Source organism: Streptomyces sp. NPDC085946 (genome assembly GCF_044540485.1).
Lineage (GTDB): Bacteria > Actinomycetota > Actinomycetes > Streptomycetales > Streptomycetaceae > Streptomyces.
The window spans coordinates 26,679-52,701 of the sequence record NZ_JBITSF010000014.1 but is presented as its reverse complement, the minus strand read 5'-3'; the positions used below and the strand labels follow the sequence as shown (position 1 = coordinate 52,701).

19 protein-coding genes and 1 other RNA gene are annotated in these 26,023 nt (G+C 71.3%); 7 read left to right on the top strand and 13 right to left on the bottom strand.

The genetic code is table 11. The features are described from left to right. Positions 1-139: 139 nt before the first annotated feature. The 5 genes from ACIF8T_RS25755 to ACIF8T_RS25735 form a co-directional block, all read right to left on the bottom strand. The gene (locus ACIF8T_RS25755) at positions 140-3,775 is read right to left on the bottom strand and encodes a LamG domain-containing protein (RefSeq protein ID WP_400038457.1); all 3,636 of its coding nucleotides are present in this window, start codon (positions 3,773-3,775) and stop codon (positions 140-142) included. 359 nt (positions 3,776-4,134) lie between these two features. Further along, entirely contained in the window at positions 4,135-5,388 is a 1,254-nt protein-coding gene (locus tag ACIF8T_RS25750; protein WP_400038456.1) for an acyltransferase, read from the bottom strand. Next, positions 5,385-7,577, bottom strand: a complete 2,193-nt coding sequence (locus ACIF8T_RS25745; RefSeq protein WP_400038455.1) for a glycosyltransferase — start codon at positions 7,575-7,577, stop codon at positions 5,385-5,387. The genes ACIF8T_RS25750 and ACIF8T_RS25745 overlap by 4 nt, the downstream gene beginning before the upstream one ends. Continuing rightward, positions 7,577-8,677, bottom strand: a complete 1,101-nt coding sequence (locus ACIF8T_RS25740) for a hypothetical protein (protein ID WP_400038454.1) — start codon at positions 8,675-8,677, stop codon at positions 7,577-7,579. The genes ACIF8T_RS25745 and ACIF8T_RS25740 overlap by 1 nt, the downstream gene beginning before the upstream one ends. 188 nt (positions 8,678-8,865) lie before the next feature. After that, a complete protein-coding gene (locus tag ACIF8T_RS25735; RefSeq protein WP_400038453.1) occupies positions 8,866-9,843 on the bottom strand; it encodes a LysR family transcriptional regulator in 978 nt (325 codons plus the stop codon). Positions 9,844-9,926: 83 nt separating this feature from the next. Between ACIF8T_RS25735 and ACIF8T_RS25730 the strand changes: the two genes are divergently transcribed. From ACIF8T_RS25730 to ACIF8T_RS25705, 6 genes are all read left to right on the top strand, one after another. After that, positions 9,927-11,216: an MFS transporter gene (locus tag ACIF8T_RS25730; protein WP_400038452.1), complete on the top strand. Its 1,290-nt coding sequence runs from the start codon at positions 9,927-9,929 to the stop codon at positions 11,214-11,216. A 203-nt stretch (positions 11,217-11,419) separates the two neighbouring features. After that, the gene (locus ACIF8T_RS25725) at positions 11,420-12,712 is read left to right on the top strand and encodes an ABC transporter substrate-binding protein (RefSeq protein WP_400038451.1); all 1,293 of its coding nucleotides are present in this window, start codon (positions 11,420-11,422) and stop codon (positions 12,710-12,712) included. Further along, on the top strand, positions 12,709-13,677 hold the full coding sequence (locus ACIF8T_RS25720) for a carbohydrate ABC transporter permease (RefSeq protein WP_400038450.1): 969 nt from the start codon (positions 12,709-12,711) through the stop codon (positions 13,675-13,677). The genes ACIF8T_RS25725 and ACIF8T_RS25720 overlap by 4 nt, the downstream gene beginning before the upstream one ends. After that, positions 13,674-14,498: a carbohydrate ABC transporter permease gene (locus tag ACIF8T_RS25715; protein WP_400038449.1), complete on the top strand. Its 825-nt coding sequence runs from the start codon at positions 13,674-13,676 to the stop codon at positions 14,496-14,498. Before ACIF8T_RS25720 ends, ACIF8T_RS25715 begins: the two co-directional genes overlap by 4 nt. Before the next feature lie 9 nt (positions 14,499-14,507). Beyond that, positions 14,508-16,763 (top strand): alpha-xylosidase, encoded by a 2,256-nt coding sequence (gene yicI / locus ACIF8T_RS25710; protein ID WP_400038448.1) that lies wholly within the window; start codon positions 14,508-14,510, stop codon positions 16,761-16,763. Then, on the top strand, positions 16,757-17,764 hold the full coding sequence (locus ACIF8T_RS25705) for a LacI family DNA-binding transcriptional regulator (RefSeq protein ID WP_400038447.1): 1,008 nt from the start codon (positions 16,757-16,759) through the stop codon (positions 17,762-17,764). The genes yicI and ACIF8T_RS25705 overlap by 7 nt, the downstream gene beginning before the upstream one ends. Before the next feature lie 45 nt (positions 17,765-17,809). Here the strand turns inward: ACIF8T_RS25705 and ACIF8T_RS25700 are convergent, their stop codons facing one another. From ACIF8T_RS25700 to ftsE, 6 genes are all read right to left on the bottom strand, one after another. Next, a complete protein-coding gene (locus tag ACIF8T_RS25700) occupies positions 17,810-18,802 on the bottom strand; it encodes an alpha/beta hydrolase family esterase (protein ID WP_400038446.1) in 993 nt (330 codons plus the stop codon). Positions 18,803-18,909: 107 nt separating this feature from the next. Continuing rightward, positions 18,910-19,313: a transfer-messenger RNA gene (gene ssrA, locus ACIF8T_RS25695) on the bottom strand. Between the two features lie 137 nt (positions 19,314-19,450). Beyond that, on the bottom strand, positions 19,451-19,993 hold the full coding sequence (smpB, locus tag ACIF8T_RS25690; protein WP_400038579.1) for an SsrA-binding protein SmpB: 543 nt from the start codon (positions 19,991-19,993) through the stop codon (positions 19,451-19,453). Between the two features lie 79 nt (positions 19,994-20,072). Continuing rightward, on the bottom strand, positions 20,073-21,242 hold the full coding sequence (locus ACIF8T_RS25685) for a S41 family peptidase (protein ID WP_400038445.1): 1,170 nt from the start codon (positions 21,240-21,242) through the stop codon (positions 20,073-20,075). Positions 21,243-21,310: 68 nt separating this feature from the next. After that, a complete protein-coding gene (gene ftsX / locus ACIF8T_RS25680; RefSeq protein ID WP_400038444.1) occupies positions 21,311-22,228 on the bottom strand; it encodes a permease-like cell division protein FtsX in 918 nt (305 codons plus the stop codon). Between the two features lie 56 nt (positions 22,229-22,284). Continuing rightward, positions 22,285-22,974 carry a cell division ATP-binding protein FtsE gene (gene ftsE / locus ACIF8T_RS25675; protein ID WP_190202671.1) on the bottom strand — a complete coding sequence of 230 codons (690 nt, stop codon included), beginning with the start codon at positions 22,972-22,974 and terminating at the stop codon, positions 22,285-22,287. A 225-nt stretch (positions 22,975-23,199) separates the two neighbouring features. On the opposite strand from ftsE, the gene ACIF8T_RS25670 reads away from it, so the two are divergent. Then, positions 23,200-23,391 carry a hypothetical protein gene (locus tag ACIF8T_RS25670; RefSeq protein ID WP_400038443.1) on the top strand — a complete coding sequence of 64 codons (192 nt, stop codon included), beginning with the start codon at positions 23,200-23,202 and terminating at the stop codon, positions 23,389-23,391. Positions 23,392-23,513: 122 nt separating this feature from the next. On the opposite strand, the gene ACIF8T_RS25665 is transcribed toward ACIF8T_RS25670, so the two are convergent. Beyond that, positions 23,514-24,155, bottom strand: a complete 642-nt coding sequence (locus ACIF8T_RS25665) for an LPXTG cell wall anchor domain-containing protein (RefSeq protein WP_400038442.1) — start codon at positions 24,153-24,155, stop codon at positions 23,514-23,516. 298 nt (positions 24,156-24,453) lie between these two features. Beyond that, a complete protein-coding gene (gene prfB / locus ACIF8T_RS25660; RefSeq protein ID WP_400038441.1) occupies positions 24,454-25,560 on the bottom strand; it encodes a peptide chain release factor 2 in 1,107 nt (368 codons plus the stop codon). Between the last annotated feature and the right edge of the window lie 463 nt (positions 25,561-26,023).

Genomic DNA, 26,023 nt, shown 5'->3' with positions numbered 1-26,023 from the left:
CCCCGGGCAGCACTGAGCACGGCTCGCCGTGCTCTTGTGGTCAAAGTGAGAAGGACCGGGCGGCACGCGCGTGCGCCGGCGGATCGTCCGCCGGGCGGCGTCCGCAGCCGCCGCCCGGCCCTTGGTCGTGCTGTTCGGCCTACTCGTCGCCGGGCGTGCCCAGCGCCTTGGAGCGGACCTGGTCCGCGCTCATCGCGCCCGCCCACACCCGCACCTCGTCGAGCGAACCGGGCAGGTAGTGCCCCGTGGTGCCGGCGGCCCGGCCACGGCCCGCAGCGATCTCGCCACCGCCCTGCTGGAGAGCGGTGAAGGAGGCTCCACCCTCCTGGGCCTGTTCGGCGTCGCTCACGTACAGGTGCGTGTTGCCGTAGCCCCCGTTCACCTCCTCGGTGGCGTCGTACACGCCGGTCACCTGCACCCAGGTGTCCATCTCGGCGGAGGTCTCGGACGGCACGGACGCCGTGGCGAGGGCCTTGCCGGTGGAGTCGGTCGCGGTGCGGCCGAAGCGCCACAGGTAGCCGTCGGAGGAAACCTTCTCCACCCACAGCGCCCAGGACGACTCCTTGCCGTCGGGAGTGGCCTGCCCGAAAACGTGGGCCCGGCGGCCGATCGGCAGCGCCGCGAACGCGGCTCCGTCGAGCTTGACGTCGGCGGTCACCGTGAAGGAGCCGGTCTCGTCGACTGCCGGTCCGGTGGTGGACATGTGACCGCTGCTTCCGTCCAGGCGCAGTTCGTTCTGGTCCGGGTCGGCCACCGCTCCCGTCGAGCTGATGGTCATGGAGCCGAGGGCATACGATGTGAACTCCGTGACCTTGCCGACCGCCGCCGTCGCACTGTCCCAGTAGGCGACCAGCTCCGTCGCCGCCACGCCGTCCTTCTCCAGACGCGCGTCCTGGCGGATCTCGTCGGCGGACAGAGCGCGCTGCCAGGCGTTGAGCTCGTCGACACGGCCCAGGAAGTACTCGCCGTAGGCGCCCGCGACCTTCGAACGGCCGATCTGCAGACCCTCCGTGGAGACCCATGGCGTGTAGGCGGTGGTCGCCGCGTAGAGCTTTACGGGCTGCCCCTGCGGTCGACCGTTGACGAACAGTTGGATGGTGTCGTTCGTCCTGTCGGTGTCGCCCTTGGTGTCGAACACGCCGGCGAGATGGGTCCACACCTCCTTGGGCGGGTCGGCCGAGTCCCCCAGCGACCGGATGATGACCCCACCGGTCTTCACATCGGCGCTCGTCCGGTTGAAGACCCACTTGTCGTACGAACTCGAGTAGTAGAGGGCGAACGCCGAGCCGTTGGCCCCGGGCGCCGTGGCCACCACACGGTTCGCCGAGTCGTCGGTCAGCAGTACCCAGGTGGAGATGGTGAACGAGTCACCGGTGTTGACGACCGGGCCGGCCGTGCCGGCGTATCCGGTCCGCTTGGTGGCGTCCGACACGTCGTCGTTCAGACGCAGCGAGTAGTCGTCGGTGCCGCGCCGGCCGAGCACCGACCAGCCGGCCGCCGTACCGCCGGCCTGAGGATGCAGGGTCGCGTCGTGACGCGCGCCTTCGATTGCGGTGTCCTTGGCCGTGGTCACGGTGGAACCGGGTGCGCCGTCGTCGAAGTGCCAGGTGCCCACGGGACCGGTCGCGTTCGCCACCTTGAACACGAACTCCGCCGGATCACCCCATCGTTCGCGGACGTCCTTGGCCTGGACCGTCAGTACTTGGACTCCCGACAGGGACGGCACCGGCTTGACCGTGACGGAGGAGCCGGGCGTGGTGGTGGCGCCCTTCTGGATCAGCAGACGCCAGCGGTAGGCCGTTATGTCCTTGTCCAGAGCATTCGGCCGCAGTTGGAAGGAACCCGCGATGTTCGGACCGCCCTTGCCCTCGCACAAGTCGGCGGTGCACTCGGTGTAGACGCCGGTGCTGGTGATCTGCGGAGCCTTGGGTGCGGTCGAATCGATCTTGAAGTAACACCAGGAGGAGTACGCGGACCACAGGTCACCGGACCTCGTGCCATACGTCCAGTGCGACTGGGTACGCGCTCGCATGCGGTACAAACCGCCGTCCGCACGGTTGTCCATCCGGACCTTCTCGAGCGTCTCGTCAGGATCCCAGCCCGGCTTCGGCCGGTAGTCGGACCACACCTGGTGCCAAGCCGCGTCATCCCCCCGCTGAACGACGAACTCCGCCTGCAGCTCGCCCTTCTCCTCGGTGGACTTGGGCTTGACCTGCGTCTGCACACGGGCCTGTGCCATCGGGTCCAGCCGGGTGACCACCAGCGGGTCGGACTGGGACTTGTTGCAGTACGCGGTCGTCCCGTTGCCGGGTATCAGCCCGACCGAGGACGGCACACCCGGCTTGGGTACGTAGACCACCTGCAGTTCCGCGTTGTCGTCGAAGCGCTTCCAGGCTCCCGGGTCGCCCTCGTCCTTGGCCCGCAGCATCAACGTCAGCCGGGAGAACTTGCCTGCGGCGAGATTGCGCACGGAGGCGGTCAGGTTCTCGTCCGCCTCGTCCGGGTTGTCGTTGAACTCGATCCACGAATCCGGTTGGTCCGGGCTGCAGAGATCGCCCCGGCCTGCTGAGACGTTGCGGTCACCGATGTGGTCGAGCACGGAGGGACCGGGCCACCTCGTGCCTTCGGAGATGTTGTCGGTGCGCTTCAGGTCGATCCACTTGGGGTCGCACGTGAACGACCACGTCTCCTTCGCTCGAAACGTGGCATCGACGACCTGCTTGCCTGCCAGCTTCGTGCCGCCGAACTCGAAATACATCCGGTTCGTGTGGTCCACGTCGCAGTAGTACGGGCCCAGCCGGCTGCAGTTGCCCACGCCGTAGTCACCGTCGAACTGCCAGAACCGGTCGCCATCACTGGACAGGACGGTCCGCTCGGTCGCACCCAGCCCCACGGACGGGTCGATCCGCACGGGGTACACCGTGTCGTCGCCACGCAACAACTTCAGGTCCGGCCGCACGCTGATCGCACCGCTCCCGACCGAGACCGGCATCTCGGCGCTGGCGTCTCCGGGTCCGGGCACGGTCGCGTCCACCTGGTTCGACGCCTGCCGTGAGGTCTGCTCGCCAGCCTGCGCTACGCCGGACGAGTCCCACATCAGGCCGGCCGGTCCGTCGAAGACCGTGTTGCCGTCCTCGTCCACGGCACGCAGTCCGCCGCCCCGCCCGGGACGGATCCGAAGCCTCTGTCCGGTGACGGTGAGGCTGACCCGCTCCAGTTTCGGGTTGTCCGCCGCCTTCGCCGTCTTGACGACGAGTACCTCGCGATAACCCTCGGCCGTGGCGGTCAGCTCGAGGTCGACGCCCTCGAAGACCTCCGGGTAGGTCGCGGTAGCTCCGTCCAACACCGGTTCGGGCAACCGTCCGGGCCAGCCCAGACTCAGCGTGCCGCGCTCGTTGCTGATCCGGATCAGGTCCTTGCCGGCCCCGCCACCGGAGAACGCCAGATCCACCACCGCGGCCTTCGGCCCGAGGCTGCCGTCCGGACGGCGCACCAGCGTCGCGTCGACGCTGCGCCACGATCCGTCAGCGGACTTCACCCTCTGAGGAGCCGTTGACTGCGTGAGCGTGTAGGTGCCGTCCGGGTTCGCCCTCGTGGTCGAGTACGGCGTGCGTTCCGACAGCACCTCCACGGGCTCGCCGGTTTGTGCCGCCCGAGCCGTGGCCGACGACTCCGCATCGGCCCTGCCGTCTTTCGCGGCCGTCGCGTACGCCGGTGTGGCCGCGACTCCCGCCGCCGTGAACAGCGACGCCAGGACAGCACCCGCTGTCGTCATGCTGATCGCCCGAACGGTCCTGCCCGTCGGGCGAACACCATGAAGGCGCCCTCCCCCTCTGCCCGCCAATTCCCCACCTCAGAGTCACAGTTCGTTCACAGTGAGCCAGTGAAGCCAACCATCCGGTTTCAAAAACGGTCAATCAAGGATTGGCAAAGCGTCAGAAGATATCGACCTAACCGCCAACGAAAGGACAGAATTCTGCTGTGACTGATCAATCAGGCAAGTCGCCCTCCCGAGTTCCTCATTCAGCACATGAAGCGTTGTACAACAATGGCAGTTCCAGCCATTTATTGAGCCAGTAAATGAAAATAGGCCGCCCGGAGTACCGGGCGGCCCTTCTGGCCCAAGTGCTGGTGTCAGACGCGATGCGCTCCGGCCTGCGACCGCTTGCGGCCCTGTGCCGAGCCGTCCGGCCACAACTGCGGTTTTCTCTTCGCCGCCAGGTCCTCAGCCCACCCGAACCAGACAATGCAGCTGGCGATGAACACCCAGGCGAGTGCAAGAACCGGCCACGGGCTTTCCAGCAGCCATGAGAAGTGCTGCCACATCACGTCGAACCCCCACAGCTGATCCCACAGTGTGGCGGCGACGAGGATGCAGACGTTGTGCCAGAGATAAATAGTCACCGCTCGGGAGTTGAGCAGCGTAATCAGCCGGTCCCACCGGCGCAGCCAGCGGGGCCAGTCCGTCCAGGACGGGCTGACGTGCAGGAGCAACAGCACCGTGCCGAAGGACCAGACGGCCTGAGCGAACGGAATCGAGTCCAGGTCGTAGCCGGTCTTGAAGCCGTGCGCCACCGCGTACCACAGCCCCAGGCAGGCGATCACCGGAGCCACCGAGGGGATGACATAGCGGGGCAGGCGCTTGAGGATGCCTTCCTGGTGAGCCATGCCCAGGATCCAGCAGGCACCGAAGGTGCTGAAGTCCGTGAGCGCGGACGGGATGCGCTCGCCGGGGATGTTGATGTATCCGTAGGTGAACGCGGCCGACAGGGCGATCGGCGCGAGGATCGTCGCCCACGGCAGCGCGCGCAGGGCACGCAGCAGGAACGGCGAGAGCAGGACGTACCAGAGGTAGGCCCGGATGTACCACAGCGGGCCGGCGAAGTCCGTGGCCCAGTTCTCGCCGAGGATGCCGTGGATGCCCGGCAGCCCTTCGGCGTACGGCGGGTCGCTGAGCGGCAGGACCCAGTAGACGAGGTGGAACCACCACCAGCCGGGGTGCCCCTCGTCGTTCGGTCCCCAGCCCTGCAGGAGCATCCCTGTCACGCCGATCGCGCCCATCAGCCACAGCGGCGGCAGCAGCCGACGCATGCGGCCCCGTACGACGCCCAGGGGCGGGCGCTTCTTGAGCGACTTCGCCATGAGGTTGCCCGCGAGCGCGAACATGACGCCCATCGACGGGAAGACCACCGGCAGCCATGCCCAGCCCACCAAGTGGTAGAGCACGACGCGGAAAAGAGCGACCGCCCGCAGCAAGTCGAAGTACCGGTCGCGTACGGGCCCGCGCCGCTCCGGCTCGGGCGAGGGCTGCTCGGTGAAATTGTCCGTGCTCGTCGGAGCCGGGGTCACGGTCACGTTCCAGACTTCCTGCGAAGGTGAGGTGCTCATCCGACCGGCCTGCTTCCCATCGCCGCGGGCTGCTGCACGGCGCCGGGCGGCGGCGCGCCCACCACACCGGTGCGCCGGAGCTTCTGCCACCGCAGGCGACCGCCGGTCAGCGCGGTGATCCAGGACTGGAGCAGGACCACGTACATCAATTGGCGGTAGAGGATCTGCTGGAGGGGCAGCGAGATCAGGTGGGTCATGCGTTCCCGGTCCAGCCGGAAGGCGTACGCCGCGCAGACCGCCTGGATGGCAAGGACACCCAGCCAGGCCACGATCGTCTTCTGCGTCGGGCCGAAGACCAGGCCGTAGATCAGGAACACGTCGATGAGCGGCGCCAGCAGCGGCGCGATGATCATGAAGAGGGACACCAGCGGCAGGCCCACCCGGCCGAAGCGTCCCGAGGGGCCCTTGTCGACCAGCGCTCGGCGGTGCTTCCAGATGGCCTGCATGGTGCCGTACGACCAGCGGTAGCGCTGGGACCACAGCTGCTGGACCGTCTCGGGGGCCTCGGTCCAGGCGCGGGCGTTCTCCGCGTACACCACGCGCCAGCCGTCGCGGTGCAGCGCCATGGTGATGTCGGTGTCCTCGGCGAGGGTGTCGTCGCTCATGCCACCGACCCGTTCGAGGGCGGACCGCCGGAAGGCTCCCACCGCGCCCGGGATCGTCGGCATGCAGCGCAGCACGTCGTACATCCTGCGGTCGAGGTTGAAGCCCATCACGTACTCGATGTGCTGCCAGGCGCCGATGAGGGTGTCCTTGTTGCCGACCTTGGCATTGCCCGCCACCGCGCCGACTCCTGGATCGGCAAAGGGCTGGACCAGCTCCCGGACGGTGGACGGCTCGAACACCGTGTCGCCGTCCATCATCACGATCAGGTCGTAACGCGCGTTCGCCACACCCCGGTTGAGGGCTGCGGGCTTTCCGGCGTTGAGCTGGCGCACCACTCGCACGTTGGGCAGATTCATCGCCTCGACGATCCGCGCGGTGCCGTCGCTGGAGCCGTCGTCGATGACGATGACCTCGATGGGGTGATCGCTCTGTGTCAGGGAGCGGACCGTGTTCTCAATGCACTTCGCCTCGTTGTATGCCGGGACCAGCACCGACACCGGTTCGGTGATCGGTCGAGGGCCCCAACGGAAACCACGGCGCCGGGTCCGGCGCGCGTGCAGGCCGGACAGCAGCAGCATCAGACCGAAGCGAGCGAAGACCAGGACACCGATGGCGGCCAGGCCGACGACCAGGACGTCGGTGATGTTCTCCGAGGCCTTGACGAGAACGATCCAGGCCTTGCCCTTCCACAGTTCGAGGCCGGTGACCTGGGAGTGCGCGCTCGGCGCGTTCAGGGCTTCGGTGAGGTTCTGGAACTTGTACCCCTGCTCGTCGAGCTGCGGCAGGAAGATCTCGAGGGCTTCGACGGTCTGCCGGCGGTCGCCGCCGGAGTCGTGCATCAGGACGATGGCGCCCGCGCCGTCCTTCGGAGTGGCGCGGCGGATGATCTCGTCCACGCCGGGCTTCCGCCAGTCCTCGCTGTCGGTGTTGTTGACGACGGTGATGTAGCCGCGGGAGCCGATGTACTCCGTCACCGGCCAGGACTTGTTGTCCATGGCGTAGGCGAAGGAGGAGTAGGGGGGCCGGAACAGGGAGCTGCGGATCCCGGCCGCGCCGGCGAGGGCGAGCTGGTTCTGGGACAGCTCCCAGTCGATGCGCTTCTTCGATTGGTAGGAGAGGTCCGGGTGGTTGAAGGTGTGCAGGCCGATCTCGTGGCCCTCGTCGACCATCCGCTTGACCAGCTCGGGATAGCGCGAGGCCATGGTGCCGGTGACGAAGAAGACGGCGTGCGCGTCGTGCTTCTTCAGCACGTCCAATACCTTGGGCGTCCACTCCGGGTCGGGCCCGTCGTCGAAGGTGAGGACGAGACGGTGGTCGGGCAGACTGAGGCTTTCCGCGCGACCGGTGCGCGTGTCGATGACCGGTCCGCCCTTGAGGATTTCCTGCGGCACCTTGTCCTTGGCCGCGGGCGGCTGGACCCGGTGGTCCGCCAGGATCTCGCTGTGCACGAACCCGCGCAGCATGAGCATCGCCATCAGGGCGACGAGGACGAGGACCGGCAGCAGCAGGCGCATGGGCAGGCGGCGGCGCCGGGAGCCGTCGCGGGCTGCGTGCCCGGGACGACGGCGGGTGCGGGGTGCCATCAGAGGACGTACTCCGGGGACGGTGCGAGGGGGACGGTCGGGGCCGGCGGTGCGGCGGGGCTCTCGGCGACGGGCTGCGGGGTGACCTGGCCCTCGGCGACCGTGTCGGTGCCGGCGCCGTCGGTGCCTCCGGACGGGTCGGCCGGGGCGGTGGTGGCCACGTCCGTGGGCGTCGGATCGGGGGCCGGGGTGGTCGGCGCGGCCGAGGGCTTCGCCGGGGTGGGGTCGGTCACGCCGGTGCCCGGGGCGTTCGACGCGGTGGGCCGGACCGGGGTCGCGGCCGGGTCCGCGGACGCGTCCGGCGCGGCGGGGCCGGCGGTGGCGCCGGGAGCGGTGGCGCCGGTGCCGGACGACGGGACGGCGGTGGCGCCGGCCGTGGGCGTGCCGGTCGGCAGGGTGGTGCCGGTGCCGGTGGGCGGTGCCGGCTCGGCGGGCTGCGGGGAGGTGTCGACCTGGCCGGCGGGCCGGTCGTCCTGCTGGCCCGGGACGGGCAGCCAGGGGGCGTTGGAGTTGCCGGACAGGACCGTGGAGACGATGACGACGGCGTAGCCGGCGCAGGCGAGGCCGACGGCCATGCCGATGCGGCGGAAGCGGCGGCTGCGGCGGCCGGACGCGTCGACGAAGACGGGTCCGTCGGAGGACGGCTCGGGCGTGCCGGCCGGCCGGCCCGGCGCCTGCCGCAGGAGCCCGTCGCCGAGCTGCACGGCGTCGAGCTGGACCGTCACCTCGTGCGGGTCGTGGGTGTGACCGGCGGCGCCGGCGTCCTCCTGCCAGGGGTCGCGGACGGTGGGGCGGTCGGCGGGCGCCGGGAAGGGGCGGGTCCTGGCCTCGGATATGAGGGAGGACAGCAGCTCCGTGTCGGGCTCGTTCTCGCTCTGCCGGGGGATGCCCCGCAGCAGCTGCGTCTCGGCCGCGGCGGAGGGCAGACGTGTCGTCCGGTCCGTCGCGGCGGCCGGATCGCCGTCCGCCGGGGCGGCACCGCCGGCCGGGAAGACCTGGGTCTCCCGCCGGTTGCGGTCTCTGGTGTCGGCCGGGATCCTCCTGGTCGCGGATGCGACCTCGGGCCAGACCGGTTGGGCGTCTTCTCGCCAATTGTTCACGCGCGCGCTTCCCCCCACGGGACGGTACGGGCGCGCACGCGACTCGAGCACTCGCCGCCGGACCGGGCCCCCACCCGCTCCGAGCGCCCCGTTTATCACACCGTGCTCAGGCATCGAATGTAGCGCACGGACGGGACATGTGTTTGCGCTGTGCCGATTCGTGTCAATAGTGAGACGACATTAGGACCTCAAGGCGACATAAGAGCGGCGTCAGTGGCCGGAATCCATCCCCCGGCAGGTCGCCTCAGCCAGCCCTCCTCGGCCGCGACCTGGGCCGCCGCCCGCCGGAGCGCGTCGAACGCGGGGTGGACCAGCCCCTTGCGCCACACCAGCGAGACCGGTGACAGCGGGACGGGGTCGACCAGCGGCCGCAGCACGGTGCCGGGCAGGGGCGGGAAGTCCACCACCGCCAGGATCGGGCAGCGCGTCCGGGCCATGATCCGCTGGAACTCCTCCTCGCCCACGGCCAGCGGGGCGGGCGACGCCACCTCGATGCCCCGCCCCGCGAACAGCAGCCGCGCGAGGTCGGTCCACTCCGGGGTGCGCGGGTTCCCGGCGCCCGCGTAGACGGGCTCGCCGGCCAGCGCGCCGAGCGGCACCCGCGGCAGCGCGGCCAGCGGGTGGTCCTCGGGCAGGACGACGGCCATCGGCTCGTACCGCACGGGCTGGTGGTCCAGGCCCGCCCGCAGCGCCGGGGCCAGACCCGCGTACCGGCCGAAGGAGGCGTCGAGGCGGCCCGCGAGCAGCTCGCCGGCGGCGCCGGTCAGGCCGCTCTCGTAGCGGGCCATCAGCTCGTGCTCGGGGGCGAGCTCGCGGGCCCGGTGCAGCACGCGGCGCGGGGTGAGCAGGCCCGGGGAGTTGAGGTCGACCAGCAGCGGACGGGCCTGCCCGAAGGCGGCGAGCAGCTCGTCCTGCGCCTGGAGCACCCGGCGGGCGTACGGCAGCAGCCGCTCGCCGTCGGCGGTGAGGGTCACCTGGCGGGTGGTGCGCACGAACAGGTCGGCGCCCAGCTCGCGCTCCAGGCGCCGCACGTCCCGGCTGAGCGCCTGCTGGGCGACGTACAGGCGGGTCGCGGCGCGGGTGAAGTGCAGTTCCTCGGCGACGGTGACGAAGGCGCGCAGCAGGCGCGGGTCGAGGTGGGCGCGGAGCGCGGGGGTGCCGGACATCCGGTGAACTTACAACGCACGTGCGTGAATCGGTAGCGAGAAGGTGTTGGACCCCCCGGCCCGCCCCGGGCGACGGTGGGGCCATGCCGCAGTCCGCCCCGCGCCCGACCCCGTCCGCCGCCCCGCTCCGCACCGTCACCGGCGACAGCCTGGTCATCGCCGACTTCCGTCCGCGCAGCAGCGCCCGCCCCCGCCCCGCCGGTCCGTACCGCCGCCTCTTCGCCCTGCCGGGCACCCGGGCCTTCACCCTGGGCAATCTCATCGCCCGGCTCCCGATGGGCATGTTCAGCGTGAGCGCGGTCATCATGATCGCCGGCGCGCGCGGCTCGTACGCCCTGGCCGGGGCGGTCACGGCGACCGGGCTGGCGGCGACCGCGGTGGTCGCGCCGTGGACCGCCCGGCTCGTCGACCGCCACGGCCAGGCCCGGGTCGCCGTGCCCGCCACCGTGGTCGCCGCCCTCGGCTCGCTCGCCCTGGTGCTGTGCGTGCACCGCGGGGCGCCCGACTGGACCCTGTTCGCCGCGTACGCCGCCACCGCCACCACCCCCAACACCGGCGGCATGTCCCGGGCGCGCTGGGCCCACCTGCTGGAGGGCGACCCGAAGGCCCTGCACACCGCGAACTCCTTCGAACAGGCCGCCGACGAGCTGTGCTTCATGCTGGGTCCGGTGCTCGCGGCCTTCCTGTGCGGGACGTTCTTCCCGGAGGCGGGCACGCTGGCCGGCGCGGTGCTGATGGTGACCGGCGTCCTGCTGTTCGCGGCGCAGCGCTCGACCGAGCCGCCGCCCCGGGGCCGGACGCGGGCGGCCGGGTCGCCGCTGCGCGCGCCGGGCATGCCCGCGCTGCTCGCCGTCTGCCTGGCGACGGGCGCGGTGTTCGGGGCGATGGAGGTCGTCACGATCGCGTTCGCCGACGCGCAGGGGCACAAGGCGGCGGCCGGTGCCGTGCTCGCCCTGCAGGCGGCCGGTTCCTGCGCGGCCGGCCTGGTGTACGGGGCGGTGCGGCCGGCCGGGCCGGCGCGCACCCGGCTGGTGTGGTGCGTGGCCGCGATGACGGCCCTGATGACGCTGCCGCTGCTCGCGGCGGCCCTGACCGGCTCGCTCCTGCTGCTCGCGGGCGCGCTGCTGGTGGCCGGGATGGCGACCGCCCCCACCATGGTCACCACCATGGCCCTGGTCCAGCAGTGGACGCCGCCGGGCCGCCTCAACGAGGGCATGAGCCTCGCGGTGACCGGCCTGCTCGGCGGGATCGCCTGCGGCAGCGCGGTCGGCGGCTGGACGGCGGAGCACGCCTCGGCGGCGGCCGGCTTCGGCGTGCCCGTGACGGCGGCGGCGGTGGCGCTGCTGATCGGGCTGGCGGCGGCCCGCCGCTGACCTGCCGGGGTCCGCCCGTCCCGCGCGCTCGACGCGTCGAATCGCTTCACCGATCTCTGCGCAATCTCTGCGCGATCCATTGACGCCCCCGGAGCCACCCCCTACCTTCCCCCGTCGAAGCGCTTCGACACCACGTATCGAACCGTTCGATGACGCTGCGTGGTGCCCGACCCTCCCCTCCGACCCCCATGTGGAGGCACGAGATGTTGACGGCACGAAGGCGCGGGGTGGCGGCGGCGGTGGTCCTGGCGGGATCACTGCTCATGGCCTCCTGCGGTGGCTCGGACGGTGGCTCCTCCGGCAGCCGGACGCTGCGGCTGTGGCACTACGAGGGCCCGGACAGCGCGATGGGCCAGGCCTGGGCCGAGGCGGTCCGGGAGTTCGAGAGGACCCACCCGGGCGTGACGGTCGAGTTCGAGGAGAAGGGCTTCGAGCAGATCCAGAAGACCGCGCCCATGGTGCTCAACTCCTCCGACGCCCCGGACCTCATGGAGTACAACAAGGGCAACGCCACGGCGGGCCTGCTCTCGAAGCAGGGCCTCCTCACCGACCTCACCCCCGAGGCCGCGAAGCGCGGCTGGGACGAGAAGCTGAGCGCGGGGGTGCGCGCCACCAGCCTGTACGACGAGGACGGGGTCATGGGCTCCGGCGCGTGGTACGGCGTCCCCAACTACGCCGAGTACACGCTGGTCTTCTACAACAAGGACCTGTTCCGCGAGCACGGCGTCGCCGAGCCGGAGACCTTCGCCGACTTCACCGCCGCCCTGGACGCGTTCGTCGACGCGGGCATCACGCCGCTCGCCAACGCCGGCGCCGAGTACATGGCCCAGCAGTACCTGTACCAGCTGGCGCTCAGCAGGGCCGACCGCTCCTGGGTGGACGCCTACGAGCTGTACCGGGGCAGGACGGACTTCCACGACGCGGCCTGGACGTACGGCGCCGAGACCTTCGCCGACTGGGTGGAGAAGGGGTACATCGGCAAGACGTCCAGCGGTACGAAGGCCGAGGACGCCGGCGTCTCCTTCGTCCGGGGCAAGGCGCCGGTCCTGTTCTCCGGAAGCTGGTGGTACGGCCGCTTCCGGGCGGAGGCGGACTTCGACTGGGGCACCTTCCTGTGGCCCGGCACCGACCTCACCCTCGGCTCCGGCGGCAACCTCTGGGTGGTCCCCGAGGGCGCGGAGAACAAGGAGCTCGCCTACGACTTCATCGACATCACCCTGTCGGAGAGGATCCAGAACCTGCTGGGGAACAAGGGCGGGGTCCCGGTCGCGGCCGACGCGGACGCCGTCACCGACCCGCGGTCCCGGCAGCTGATCGCCGACTTCGACACCCTCTCCCGGCGGGACGGCCTGGCCTTCTACCCCGACTGGCCGGTCCCCGGCTTCTACGACGTCCTCGTCTCCGAGACGCAGAAGCTGATCACGGGCACCGCGGAACCGGACGACGTCCTCACCGCCCTGCAGGAGGCCTACGACAAGGGCGTCCCGAAGCGATGACGGCGACCGCCGCACGGCACACCGCCCGGGCGGCCGGCCGGCCCGCACCCGGCCGCCCGCGCCGCCGCCCCCGCGACGGCTACGCCCTGTTCCTGCTCCCCGGCGCCCTCGCCTTCCTCGCCGTCGTCGTCGTGCCGTTCCTGATGAACACGGGCGTGAGCCTCACCGACTGGCAGGGCGTGGGCCGCCCGGCGTGGGCCGGGCTCGCCAACTACCGGGAGCTGGCGGGCGACGGGGCGTTCTGGGCGTCCTTCCGGCACAGCCTGTTCATGGTCGTCGCGATGGCCGTCGTGCCCACGGCGATCGGACTGGTGCTGGCCGCCGTCCTGTTCGACTACGTCGGCAAGCACGCCGGGCCGCGGACGGTGGCCGTCCTGCGCGCCTGCTTCTACCTCCCGCAGGTGCTGCCCGTCGCGGTCGCCGGGATCGTCTGGAGCTGGATCCTCGCCCCCGACGACGGCTCCCTCAACGCGCTGCTGGAGGCGGTCGGCCTCGGCTCCTGGCGGCAGGACTGGCTGGGCGACCCCGACCTCGCGCTGTACAGCGTCATGGGCGTCATGGTCTGGGTCCAGATCGGCTTCCCGCTGGTGGTCTTCATGGCGGGGCTGCAACGCGTCGACCCGCAGCTGTACGAGGCGGCCGAGCTGGACGGCGCCGGCTGGTGGCGCCGCTTCCGGCACATCACCCTGCCGCAGGTCCGGCCCGAGACGTACGTCGTGCTCACCTGGTGCACGATCGCCGCGCTGAAGGTCTTCGGCGCGGTGTACGTGCTGACCAAGGGCGGCCCGGGCGGGGCCACCGACGTGCCGTCGTACTTCTCCTTCACCACGTTCTTCGAGAAGACCCAGGTCGGCTACGGCGCCGCGATGTCCACCGTCCTCACCGTGATCGTCCTCGTGCTCTCGCTCGTCGGGCTGAGGTTCCAGACCCGGGCGGAGGACGCGGAGGAAGGGATCCGCACATGACGGCCGCCCTGCGCCGCTCCCCCGTGTTCGCCGCCCTGTGCGTCGCCGCCCTGTTCATGGTGCTGCCGTTCGTCGTCGTGGCGGTCAACGCGGTCAAGTCACCGGCCGAGTACGCCCGCGGCGGCCCGCTCGCCCTGCCCGACGGCCTCTACCTGGACGGCCTGACGGACTTCTGGGAACGCGTCGACTACGGGCAGAAGCTCCTCAACTCCGTGCTGATCAGCGGCTCGGTGGCGGTCCTGGCGGCCGGCCTGTCGGTGCTGACCGCGTACGCGATCGGCATCGGCCGGATCCGGGGCCGCACCTGGGTGCTGGCGTTCTTCGTGCTGGCGAACGTGCTGCCGCAGGAGTCGCTGGTCTACCCGGTCTACTTCCTGAGCAAGCAGGCCGGGCTGTACGACACCCGGCTCAGCGTGGTCATCGTCTTCACCGTGCTCCAGGCGGCCTTCGGCACCTACCTGCTGTCGTCGGTGCTGGGGCGGTTCCCGCGCGAGATCGTCGAGGCCGCCCGGATCGACGGGGCGAGCACGTGGCAGGTGCTGTGGCGGATCGTGGTCCCCGTCAGCCGCCCCACCCTCGGCGTGCTCCTGGTCCTCTTCTTCGTCTGGACCTGGAACGAGTTCCTGCTCCCCCTGGTCATGCTGATCTCCAACGACAACCAGACGGTGTCGGTGGCCCTCGGCGTGCTCCAGGGCCAGCGCCTGATGGACGCCACGATGACCAACGCGGCCGCCCTGCTCGGCGTGCTCCCCGCGCTCGTGTTCTTCCTCCTGTTCCAGCGGACCCTCACCCGCGGCATCGCCGTGGGTGCCGTGAAATGAGGACCCCCCATGAAGTTCACCGACGGTTACTGGCTGCTGCGCGAGGGCGTCACCGCCGCCTACCCGGCCGAGGTGCTCGACGTGACCGCACGGGACGGCACGCTGGAGATCCACGCGCCGACCCACCCCGTCCGCCACCGCGGCGACCTGCTGAAGGGACCGGTCGTGACGGTCGGCGTGCACGCGCCGATGCCCGACGTCATCGGCGTCACCCTCACCCACTTCGACGGCGAGCCGCCCCGCCGCCCCGCCTTCGAGGTGCGCACCGGGGACGGCGCCCCGCAGATCGCGTACGACGACGCGCACGCGACCCTGACCTCCGGCGCGCTGTCGGTCCGGGTGGCGCGCACCGGCCCCTGGCACGTCGGCTTCCTCGCCCGCGGCCGCACGCTCACCTCCAGCGGCACCCGGGGCACGGCCATCCTGCGGGACGCCTCCGGCGCCCACCACCTGCGCGAGCAGCTCGACCTGGGGGTGGGCACGGCCGTCTACGGGCTGGGCGAGCGCTTCGGTCCCCTGGTGAAGAACGGCCAGGCCGTCGACGTCTGGAACGCCGACGGGGGCACGGCCACCGAGCAGGCCTACAAGAACGTCCCCTTCTACCTGACCGACGCGGGCTACGGCGTCTTCGTCGACCACCCCGGCAGGGTCTCCTTCGAGGTCGGCTCGGAGGTCGTCTCCCGGGTCCAGTTCAGCGCGGAGACACAGCGGTTGACGTACTACGTCGTCTACGGCCCCACCCCGAAGGAGATCCTGCGCAAGTACACCGCCCTCACCGGCCGCCCGGCGCTCCCGCCGCCCTGGTCCTTCGGCCTGTGGCTGTCGACGTCCTTCACCACCTCCTACGACGAGGAGACCGTCACCTCCTTCATCGAGGGCATGCGGCAGCGCGAACTGCCGCTGTCCGTCTTCCACTTCGACTGCTTCTGGATGCGCGAGTTCCACTGGTGCGACTTCCGGTGGGACCCGCGGGTGTTCCCGGACCCCGAGGGCATGCTGGCCCGGCTGAAGGAGCGGGGCCTGCGGGTGTGCGTGTGGATCAACCCGTACATCGCGCAGCGCTCCCCGCTGTTCGCCGAGGGCAGGGCGCTCGGGCACCTGCTGAAGCGGCCGGATGGCGCGGTCTGGCAGTGGGACCTGTGGCAGCCGGGCATGGCCCTGGTCGACTTCACCAGCCCGGCCGCCCGCGACTGGTACGCGGCCGAGCTGGAGGCGCTGCTGGAGCAGGGCGTGGACTGCTTCAAGACCGACTTCGGCGAGCGGGTGCCCCTCGACGTGGCCTGGTCCGACGGCTCAGACCCGGAGCGGATGCACAACTACTACACGTACATGTACAACCGCACGGTCTTCGAGGTGCTGCGCAGGCACCGCGGCGAGGAGGAGGCCGTCGTCTTCGCCCGGTCGGCGACGGCGGGCAGCCAGCGGTTCCCGGTGCACTGGGGCGGCGACTGCGAGGCGACGTACGCGTCGATGGCCGAGTCGCTGCGCGGCGGCCTGTCGCTGGGGCTGTCCGGCTTCGGCTTCTGGAGCCACGACATCGGCGGCTTCGAGGGCACCCCGACCCCCGCGCTGTTCAAGCGGTGGATCGCCTTCGGGCTGCTGTCCTCCCACAGCCGGCTGCACGGCAGCTCCTCCTACCGGGTGCCGTGGCTCTTCGACGAGGAGGCCGTGGACGTCCTGCGGCGGTTCACCCGGCTGAAGCTGCGGCTCATGCCCTACCTGTACGGGGCCGCCCGCACCGCGCACACCGAGGGCGTGCCGGTGATGCGGGCCATGGTGCTGGAGTTCCCGGACGACCCGGGGTGCGCGCACCTGGAGCGGCAGTACATGCTCGGGCCCGACCTGCTGGTCGCGCCGGTCTTCTCCGACGACGGGGACGTCGCGTACTACGTGCCCGAGGGCACCTGGACCCACTTCCTGACCGGCCGGACGGTGACGGGGCCGCGCTGGGTGCGCGAGCGGCACGGCTTCGGGAGCGTGCCGCTGCTGGTCCGGCCCGGCGCGGTCCTCCCGCTGGGCGCGGTGGACGACCGGCCCGACTACGACCACGCCGACGGGGTCACCCTGCGGGCGTACGGCCTGCGGCGGGGCGACCAGGTGACGGTGCCGGTCGGCGACGTGACCTTCACCGTCGTGCGCGAGGGCGACACCCTGCGGGCGTCCTGCGACGACCCGGCGGCGCCCTGGGGGCTGGCCGCGGGCGAGCGCGCGGTGCGGGCCCCGGCGGGCACCGGCTTCCTCTCCCTGGAGCTGGACCGATGGTGAAGATCACGGACGTGGCGCGGCGCGCGGGGGTCTCCCCCAGCACCGTGTCGTACGCGCTGAGCGGCAAGCGGCCGATCTCCGAGGAGACCCGGCGGCGCGTCCAGGCGGCCGTCCGCGAGCTGGGCTACCGCCCGCACGCCGGTGCCCGGGCCCTGGCCAGCAGCAGGTCCAACGTGCTGGCGTTGGTGGTCCCGCTGCGCGCGGGGATCCACGTGCCGGTCGTCATGCAGTGCGCGGTCGCGGTGGTCACCACCGCCCGGGCCCACGACCACGACGTGCTGCTGCTCACCCAGGAGGAGGGCGAGGAGGGGCTGCGGCGGGTGGTGGACACGGCGCTGGCGGACGCGCTGATCGTGATGGACGTCGAGCTGCGGGACCCCCGGCTGCCGTTGCTGCGGTCCCTGGACCGGCCCTCGGTGCTGATCGGTTTCCCCGCCGAGCCGGACGGGCTGACCTGCGTCGACCTGGACTTCCGGGCGGCGGGCGAAAGGTGCGTGGAGCACCTGGCGCGGCTCGGGCACCGGGTGGTGGCGCTGGTCGGCTCGCCGCCGGAGGTGTACGTGCGGCGGACCGCGTTCGCGCAGCGGCTGGTGCAGGGCTTCACGGCCGCCGCCGACCGGCACGGGCTGGCCTCGGCGGTGCACCCGTGCGGCACCGGGCCGGACGCCGCCCGCCGCGTCGCCGAGCGGCTGCTGCGCGAGCAGCCCGCGCTGACCGGGGTCGTCGTGCACAACGAGCCGCTGCTGGAGCCGCTGATCGACGCGTTCGGGCAGCTCGGGCTGCGGGTGCCCGGCGACCTGTCCGTGACGGCCGTCTGCCCCGACGAGCTCGCCGCCTCGCTGCGCGTCCCCGTCACCGGGGTGGGCCTGCCGTCCGCCGAGCTGGGGGCGCGGGCGGTGGAGCTGCTGATGCGCAAGCTGGGCGGGACGCCCGTGCCCGGGACCACGCTGCTGGCGCCCCGGCTGACCGAACGGGCGAGCACGGCACCGCGCACGGCCTGACGTGCCGGGGCCGCGCGCGGTGCCGGGGGCCCGGGGGGTTCCGGGTCAGCCGAGTCCCCAGGCCCGGCCGAGCCGGTACGCGGCGCACAGGTTCACGTCCAGGAGGTACGCCCCGGCCGTCCCGCACTGCTCGGTCCCGGTGCCGGGGTCGACGGGCTGGCCGTGGCCCATGCCGGTGAGGGCGTAGGTCTCGACGACGGTGTCACCGGCCGGGCCCCGGAAGACCTGGTGGGGGTACCCGCCGACGGTGTCGGTGACGTCCGCGGCCCGGTCGGCGCCGTGCACGTCGGTCCACTGCTCGACCAGGCCGGTCATGTTGACGGGCCTGACGGTGTGGTCGGCGGTGCCGTGCAGGACGGTGAGCCGCGGCCAGGGCCCGGCGTACCCGGGCCGGGCGGCACGCACCCGGTCGCCCCACTGCCGGGCGGTCTGGGTGGCGCCGACGTACATGCACACGTACGGCGACCCGGCGGCCTGCGCGCACCCGTAGGGCAGCCCGGCGACGATCCCGCCGGCCGCGAACTTCTCCGGGTACGCCGCCATCATCACGGCGGTCATGCCGCCGCCGGCGGACAGGCCGGTGACGTACACCCGGGACGCGTCCGCCGAGGCGTCGGCGAGCTGCCGGTCGACCATCTGCGCGATGGAGGCGGCCTCGCCCGCGCCGCGCTGGATGTCGCCGGTCTGGAACCAGTTGAGGCAGGCGGAGGCGTTGTTGGCGCTCTGCTGCTGCGGCAGCACGACCGAGAAGCCCCATTGGTCGGCGAGCCGGAGCCATCCGCTGCCGGTGCCGTACCCGGCGGCGTTCTGCGTGCAGCCGTGCAGGGCGACGACGACGGGGCGTCCGGCGGGCAGCCCGTCGGGCACGTGGCGGAACATGCGCAGCGCGCCCGGGTTGGTGCCGAAGGCGGTGACCTCCTGGAGGGAGGCCGCGGCGGCCCGGCCGGGGGTGAGGAGGCTGGTGATCAGGGCGGTGATCAGGGCGACCAGCAGGGTCGCCGGGGCGGTGCGGCGGCGTGCGGCTCCGGTCTGGGTCATGGGGAAGGACGGTAGAAGCGTGAACCACCCCTCGATATGTGCCGGGGCACCACAAACACGACGAGGGCCCGGTGGTTGTAGACCACCGGGCCCTCGTGACATGGAGACTGTGGAGATGGCGGGAATCGAACCCGCGTCCAACGGTGCGGAACCAGGGCTTCTCCGTGTGCAGTCCGCTTCGCTTTTCTCGGCCCCGGAGATCACGCGGACAAGTCTCCGACGGGCCCAGTCACTGTGCGGTTTCCCTCTTCACCCCGTGACCGGGATCAAGGTTTAGTTCCCTAGCTGATGCCAGGATCCGGGTCGGGAACAGCCCCGGGCTGACACTCCCTTAAGTAAGGGGCAGTCGCCTAGCTACCTGATCAGGCAGCGAGGGCGAACTGCGTCGCCTTGGGAGAATCGCTCTTAACAGTGGCGATTATTTTTTTCGGCCTGTGGTTTACGAGATCATGGCCGCTTCCTCGACACGCTTCCCCTGCTTCGACAGCCGCTGTCGAAACCGATCATCCCCATGTTGATTTTTCAATCCGCCCACCGGTCCGGCCGGTGGTTCCCTCATGATACGTGACCAACGCACGCCGAGGCCAGCGCATTCCCCGGGACCGGCCGGCTCCGGGCCGGACGGCCTTGGGGCCGGGCGGCCCCGGGCTAGACGGCCCGCTGCTTCCGCTTCGCCGCCGCGATGGCGCGCTCCGACTCCCGGCGGTCCTGCTTCTCCCGCAGGGTCTGGCGCTTGTCGTACTCCTTCTTGCCGCGCGCCAGGGCGATCTCGGCCTTGGCGCGGCCGTCCTTGAAGTACAGGGCCAGCGGGACGATCGTGTGCCCCGTCTCCTGGGCCTTGGACTCCAGCTTGTCGATCTCCTCCCGGTGCAGCAGCAGCTTGCGCTTGCGGCGCGCGGAGTGGTTGGTCCAGCTGCCCTGGTGATACTCGGGGATGTGGGCGTTGTGCAGCCACGCCTCGCCCCTGTCGATCTGGACGAAGCCGTCGGTCAGCGAGGTCCGCCCCTCACGGAGCGACTTGACCTCGGTGCCGGTGAGCACGAGCCCGGCCTCGTATGTGTCGATGATCGCGTAGTCGTGCCGGGCCTTCTTGTTCTGGGCGACGATCTTGCGCTGGCCGCCCTTCTCGCCGTCCCTGGCCTTGCCGCCCCCGCCGCCCTGCTTGGGCTGGGACTCCTTGGGTACGTACATTCCCTTGCTCATAGTGCCGCCATTTTCGCACTACGCGGGGGGTGTGAGGGAAGCCGATTGATGCGGCGGGCGCAGGACGCTAGCGCGGGTCCCCTATGCCGCTCAGGACCGTCTCCGCCTGCTCCAGGGCGCCCTCGTCGGCCTCCAGGTCGGGCGTGATGCCGCGGCCGTCGACGCTGCGGCCGGAGGGGGTGCGGTAGTGGCCGACGGTGAGCTCGGCGACGGAGCCGTCGGGCAGCCGGCCCGGCATCTGGACGGAGCCCTTGCCGAAGGTGCGCGTCCCGACGACGATCGCGCGGCCGCGGTCCTGCAGGGCGCCGGTGAGCAGCTCGGCGGCGCTCATGGTGCCCTCGTCGACCAGCGTGACCAGGGGCCGGCCGGTGTCGCCGCCGCCCTCGGCGTGCAGGGCGCGCTGCTCGCCCTCGACGTCGTAGGTGGCGACGAGCCCGCCGTCGAGGAAGGCGGAGGCGGTGGTGACGGCCTCGTCGACCAGGCCGCCGGAGTTGCCGCGCAGGTCCAGGACGATCCCGGCGTCGGCCGGGGCCCGCCGCACGGCGGTGCGCACCCGGTCGCCGCTGCCCTTGGTGAACGTGTCGACCCTGATGACGGTGATCCCGCCGGGGAGTTCCCGGACCGCCACCGACTCGGTGGACAGGCGGGCCCGGCGCAGGGTGACGTCCCACGCGCGCGTGCCGCGCTCCAGGCCGAGGCGGACCGTGGTGCCGGCGGGCTCGTCGGTGGCGTCACCGCGCAGTAAGGAGACGACCTCGGTGACGGGCCGCCCGTCGACCTCGTGACCGTCGACGCTGCGCAGCCGGTCGCCGGCGCGGATCCCGGCGTCGGCGGCGGGCGATCCGGCCCGCACCTTCGTCACCTCGATCCGGCCGTCCCGCTCGCGCCGCGCCCACAGGCCGACGCCGGTGTACCGGCCGTCGAGGGCGTCCTCGACGTCCTCGTACTCGTCCGGCGAGTAGACGGCGCCCCACCGGTCGCCGCTGCGGCTGACGGCCCGCCGGGCGGCCTCCACGGGGGACTTGCCGTCGGCGAGGGCCTCCTCGGCCGCCCTGGCGACGTCCGCGTGGGGTCCGGCGGGCGCGGCCTGGCGGGTCGGGTCCGGTGCGGGTTCGCGATCGGCCCCGGGCAGCGCGCCCGTGGCGGCACCGGCGGCGAGCACACTGGCGAACACCAAGGTCAGGGCGGCCCCGCGGCGTACGCGGCGGGGCTGACAGAACAGGTCACGACCTGACATGCCGGTGAGTCTAGGACAACGTGAAGGGCCGTACGGCTCGTTGACCGCACGGCCCTTCTTGGCATGCGTCACACCTTCAAGTACTTGCGCAGCGCGAAGAACGCGGCCAACGCGGGCATCAGGACGCTCGCCGCGAGGATCAGCGGCAGCTTGGTGACCACGGCGTCCCAGCCCACGAAGTTGATCAGGTTGAGCTTGGAGGACAGGGCCATGCCGTGGTCGATCGTGAAGTACCGTCCGACGACCAGGAAGAGGCAGGCCAGGCAGCCGCCGATGAGGCCGGCGACGGCGGCCTCCATGATGAACGGCGCCTGGATGTAGAAGCCGGAGGCGCCGACCAGCCGCATGATGCCGGTCTCCCTGCGGCGGCTGAACGCGGAGACGCGCACGGTGTTGACGATCAGCAGCAGCGCGACGACCAGCATCAGCGCCATCACGCCGAGCGCCGCCCGGTTCATCAGGTTCAGCAGCCCGAACAGGTTGTCCAGGATGCCCTTCTGGTCCTGCACGGACTGCACGCCGTCGCGCCCGTCGAAGGCGGTCGCGATGACCTGGTACTTCTCCGGGTCCTTCAGCTTGATGCGGTACGACTCCTGCATCTGGTCCGGCGTGAGCGAGGCGGCCAGCGGCGAGTCGCCGAACTGCTCCTTGTAGTGCTTGTACGCCTCGTCCTGCGACTCGTACGTCACCGAGTCGACCACCGACATCTTCTTCAGGTCGGCGCGGATCTGCTTCTTCTGGTCCTCGGTGACCGCGCCCTTGGCGCAGTTGGGGTCGGACTCCGCGTCGCTCTTGTTGCAGAGGAAGATCGAGACGTTGACCTTGTCGTACCAGTAGCCCTTCATCGTGTTGACCTGGTCGCTCATCAGGAGCGACCCGCCGAACAGGGCGAGCGACAGGGCGACGGAGACGATGACGGCGAAGGTCATCGTCAGGTTGCGACGGAGACCCACACCGATCTCCGACAGTACGAACTGGGCGCGCATGGCGTGTTGTTCAGGCCTTTCCGTGGACGGTCAGCAGACGGCTGTCTCGGCGCGGGTCAGTGCTGGTAGCCGTAGACGCCGCGTGCCTGGTCGCGGACGAGGCGGCCCTTCTCCAGCTCGATGACGCGCTTGCGCATCTGGTCCACGATGTTCTGGTCGTGGGTGGCCATCACGACGGTCGTACCGGTCCGGTTGATGCGGTCCAGCAGCTTCATGATGCCCACCGAGGTCTGCGGGTCGAGGTTGCCGGTGGGCTCGTCGGCGATCAGCAGCTTGGGCCGGTTGACGAAGGCCCGCGCGATGGCGACGCGCTGCTGCTCACCGCCGGACAGCTCGCCCGGCATCCGGTCCTCCTTGCCGCCGAGCCCGACGAGGTCGAGCACCTGCGGCACGGACTTGCGGATCTCGCCGCGGGACTTGCCGATCACCTCCTGCGCGAAGGCGACGTTCTCGGCGACCGTCTTGTTGGGCAGGAGACGGAAGTCCTGGAACACCGTCCCCAGCTGGCGGCGCATGTGCGGCACCTTCCAGTTGGAGAGGCGCGCGAGGTCCTTGCCCAGGACGTGCACCTGCCCGTGGCTGGCCCGCTCCTCGCGGAGGATCAGCCGCAGGAAGGTGGACTTTCCGGAGCCGGAGGACCCCACGAGGAACACGAACTCGCCCTTCTCGACCTCCAGGGAGACATCCCTGAGGGCGGGGCGGTTCTGCTTGGGGTAGACCTTGGAGACGTTGTCGAATCGGATCACGGATGCACCACGGGTCGCCGGGGGTAGATGAGCGTGACCATACGCGAACCGGGGAGGGCCCCGCAGTCACCGGTCAGGGTTGCGTGCGGGTTGTGCCTTTTGTGCCGTACGCCTCTCGCAGCGGGCCGCGCACCCTTCGGAGGAACCTGGCACAGTGGAGGGGGAACGTTCGCGGCACCGTGAGCGTTGAGGTACAGGGAAACCGGTGCAAGGAGGGCGAAGCGCATGACGTACGACCGGCTGGTGTGCGCGAACTGCGCGGCGCCCGTGAACGAGGGCCGGTGCCCCGTATGCCGGGCGAACCGCGAGCGGCTGCAGCAGGAGAACTTCTTCGCGGGGCTGAACCCGATGACGCTGATCGCGCTGCTGGCCGTGCTGGTCGCGGCGGTCGCACTGCTGGCGCACCAGACCGCGTAAGCCGCCGTATCCGCCCGCCGGCGGGCGCGGGCCGCCGTACCCCTCCGTACACGCCACAGGGGCCCGGAGCGAGACGCTCCGGGCCCCTGGTGCGCGTGTGCCGCGCGGGCGCGTGACCGCGCTCAGGCGGCGGCGCCGCCGCGGCCGCCCATCAGGCGCGGCAGCACACGGAAGCCGACGCCACCGGCGATCATCGTCGCGGCACCGATGACCAGGAAGGTGGTCTGCGCGGCACCGGTCTCGGCGAGCTCCGCGCCGTTGCCCTGGGCCGACGTGCCGGTCCCGGCGGTCACGGTGTCCGAGCCGGTGTCGGTGAGGGCCGAGGAGCCCTGCTCCTGGGTGGAGGTGCCGGAGCCGCCGTCGGGGTCGGCGGCGTTCCCGCCACCGGTGCCGTTCCCGTTGCCGTTGCCGTTCCCATTGCCGTTGCCGTTGCCGTTCCCGTTGCCCGGGGCGGACGGCTCGGTGGTCGGCTCCTCGATCGGGTCCTCGGGCTCGGTGGGGTCCTCGGTCGGGTCGGTGGGCAGGTCGGTCGGCGGCTGCTCCGTCGACGGCGGCGGGTCGCTCGGGAGCTCGGTCGGCGGGTCGGTGGGGAGCTCGGTCGGCGGGGTGGTGGGAGTCGGCGACTCGTCGGCGCACAGGACGCCGAGCAGGCAGTCCTCGGACTCCGCGGCGGAGGCCGCGCCCGCGGCGGTCAGCGAGGCACCGGCGGCGATCACGGCGCCGGCCGCGATGCGCGCGACGCGGATCCGCGTCTTCTTGGTCATGTGGTTGCTACCCCCAGTAGCTGAGTGTCAGAGAGGCGGCGCTCGGGGCCGTGATCGACGGAGGTAGCTGCGATGAAGAGCCCCCCGGTTCACATGCGCCCCAGACATAACGCATGCCACCGTTCACCCTTCCGATTTTCCGGAGCGCCGTCAAGGCCGTTGCGTACGCGATGTCCATGTACGGCTGCTTTACGGTGACTTGGCGCCTGTGAGTGTGATGTAAAACCCAGACATAAACACAACTGCCGCCCATCGGGCGGCAGTTGTCTTGTCGACAAAGCGCTGTGCGCGCTTCGCTCTACTTCTCCTGCTGCTTGCGCCAGCGAATCCCGGCCTCCAGGAAGCCGTCGATCTCACCGTTGAACACGGCCTCGGGGTTGCCCACTTCGTGCTCGGTGCGCAGGTCCTTGACCATCTGGTACGGGTGCAGCACGTACGAACGCATCTGGTTGCCCCAGGAGTTGCCGCCGTCGCCCTTGAGGGCGTCCATCTTGGCCTGCTCCTCCTGGCGGCGGCGCTCCAGCAGCTTGGCCTGGAGGACGTTCATCGCCGTGGCCTTGTTCTGGATCTGCGAGCGCTCGTTCTGGCAGGAGACGACGATGCCGGTCGGGAGGTGGGTGATGCGCACCGCGGAGTCGGTGGTGTTCACGCCCTGGCCGCCTGGGCCGGAGGACCGGTAGACGTCGATGCGCAGCTCGGACTCGTCGATCTCGACGTGGTCGGACTGCTCGACGACGGGGAGCACCTCGACACCGGCGAAGGAGGTCTGGCGGCGTCCCTGGTTGTCGAAGGGCGAGATGCGCACCAGGCGGTGCGTGCCCTGCTCGACGGAGAGGGTGCCGTAGGCGTAGGGCGCCTGCACGGCGAAGGTGGTCGACTTGATGCCGGCCTCTTCGGCGTACGACGTCTCGATGAGCTCGGTCTTGTAGCCGCGCTGCTCGGCCCACCGCAGGTACATGCGCTGGAGCTTCTCGGCGAAGTCGGCGGCGTCGACACCGCCGGCCTCGGCGCGGATGTTCACGAGCGCCTCGCGGGAGTCGTACTCGCCGGACAGGAGGGTGCGGACCTCCATCTCGTCCAGCGCCTTCTTGACGGCGGCGAGCTCGGACTCGGCCTCGGCCCGGGTGTCCGGGTCGTCCTCCTCCTCGGCCATCTCGAAGAGCACGGCGAGATCGTCGATCCGCCCGCGCAGCGCTTCCGCCTTCCTGACCTCGGCCTGGAGGTGGGAGAGCTTGCTGGTGATCTTCTGCGCCTCGTCCGGGTTGTCCCACAGGGACGGCGCGGCCGCCTGCTCCTCGAGCACGGCGATGTCTGCCCTCAGCTTGTCGAGGTCCAGAACGGCCTCGATCGACTCCATGGTCGAGGAGAGGGACTTGAGCTCTTCGGATACATCGACGACTGCCACGCATCCAGCGTAACGGCTCCGCCCACCGGCGAACGCCGGGCCGACGGGCACGGCGGCCGGGGACCTCGTCCCGCCGGGGGTGGGGGGAGAAGGCGCCGGGGCGCGTCCGCCGCACGGGCGCGCGACCCGGTCCGAGGAAAGGTCCGCAGGTCAGGGCGTTGCCGGGACCGAGTTGCAGGCGTCCCGAGGGGACGGCCTCCGCGCCGCCGCCCGGGGCCGCCGACCCCGCCCCGGCACCCACCGGGGCGACCGGGACCACCGCCCGCACCCCACGGCGCCACCGGGGCACAGGGCGCCGATTCCGGGAAGCGCCCCAGGTCAGGGACCTACCGGAGCCAAGTCGCCGGTGCCCCGAGAGGGACGGCGTCCGCGCCGCCGCCCGGGGCCGCCGACCCCGCCCCGGCACCCACCGGGGCGACCGGGACCACCGCCCGCACCCCACGGCGCCACCGGGGCACAGGGC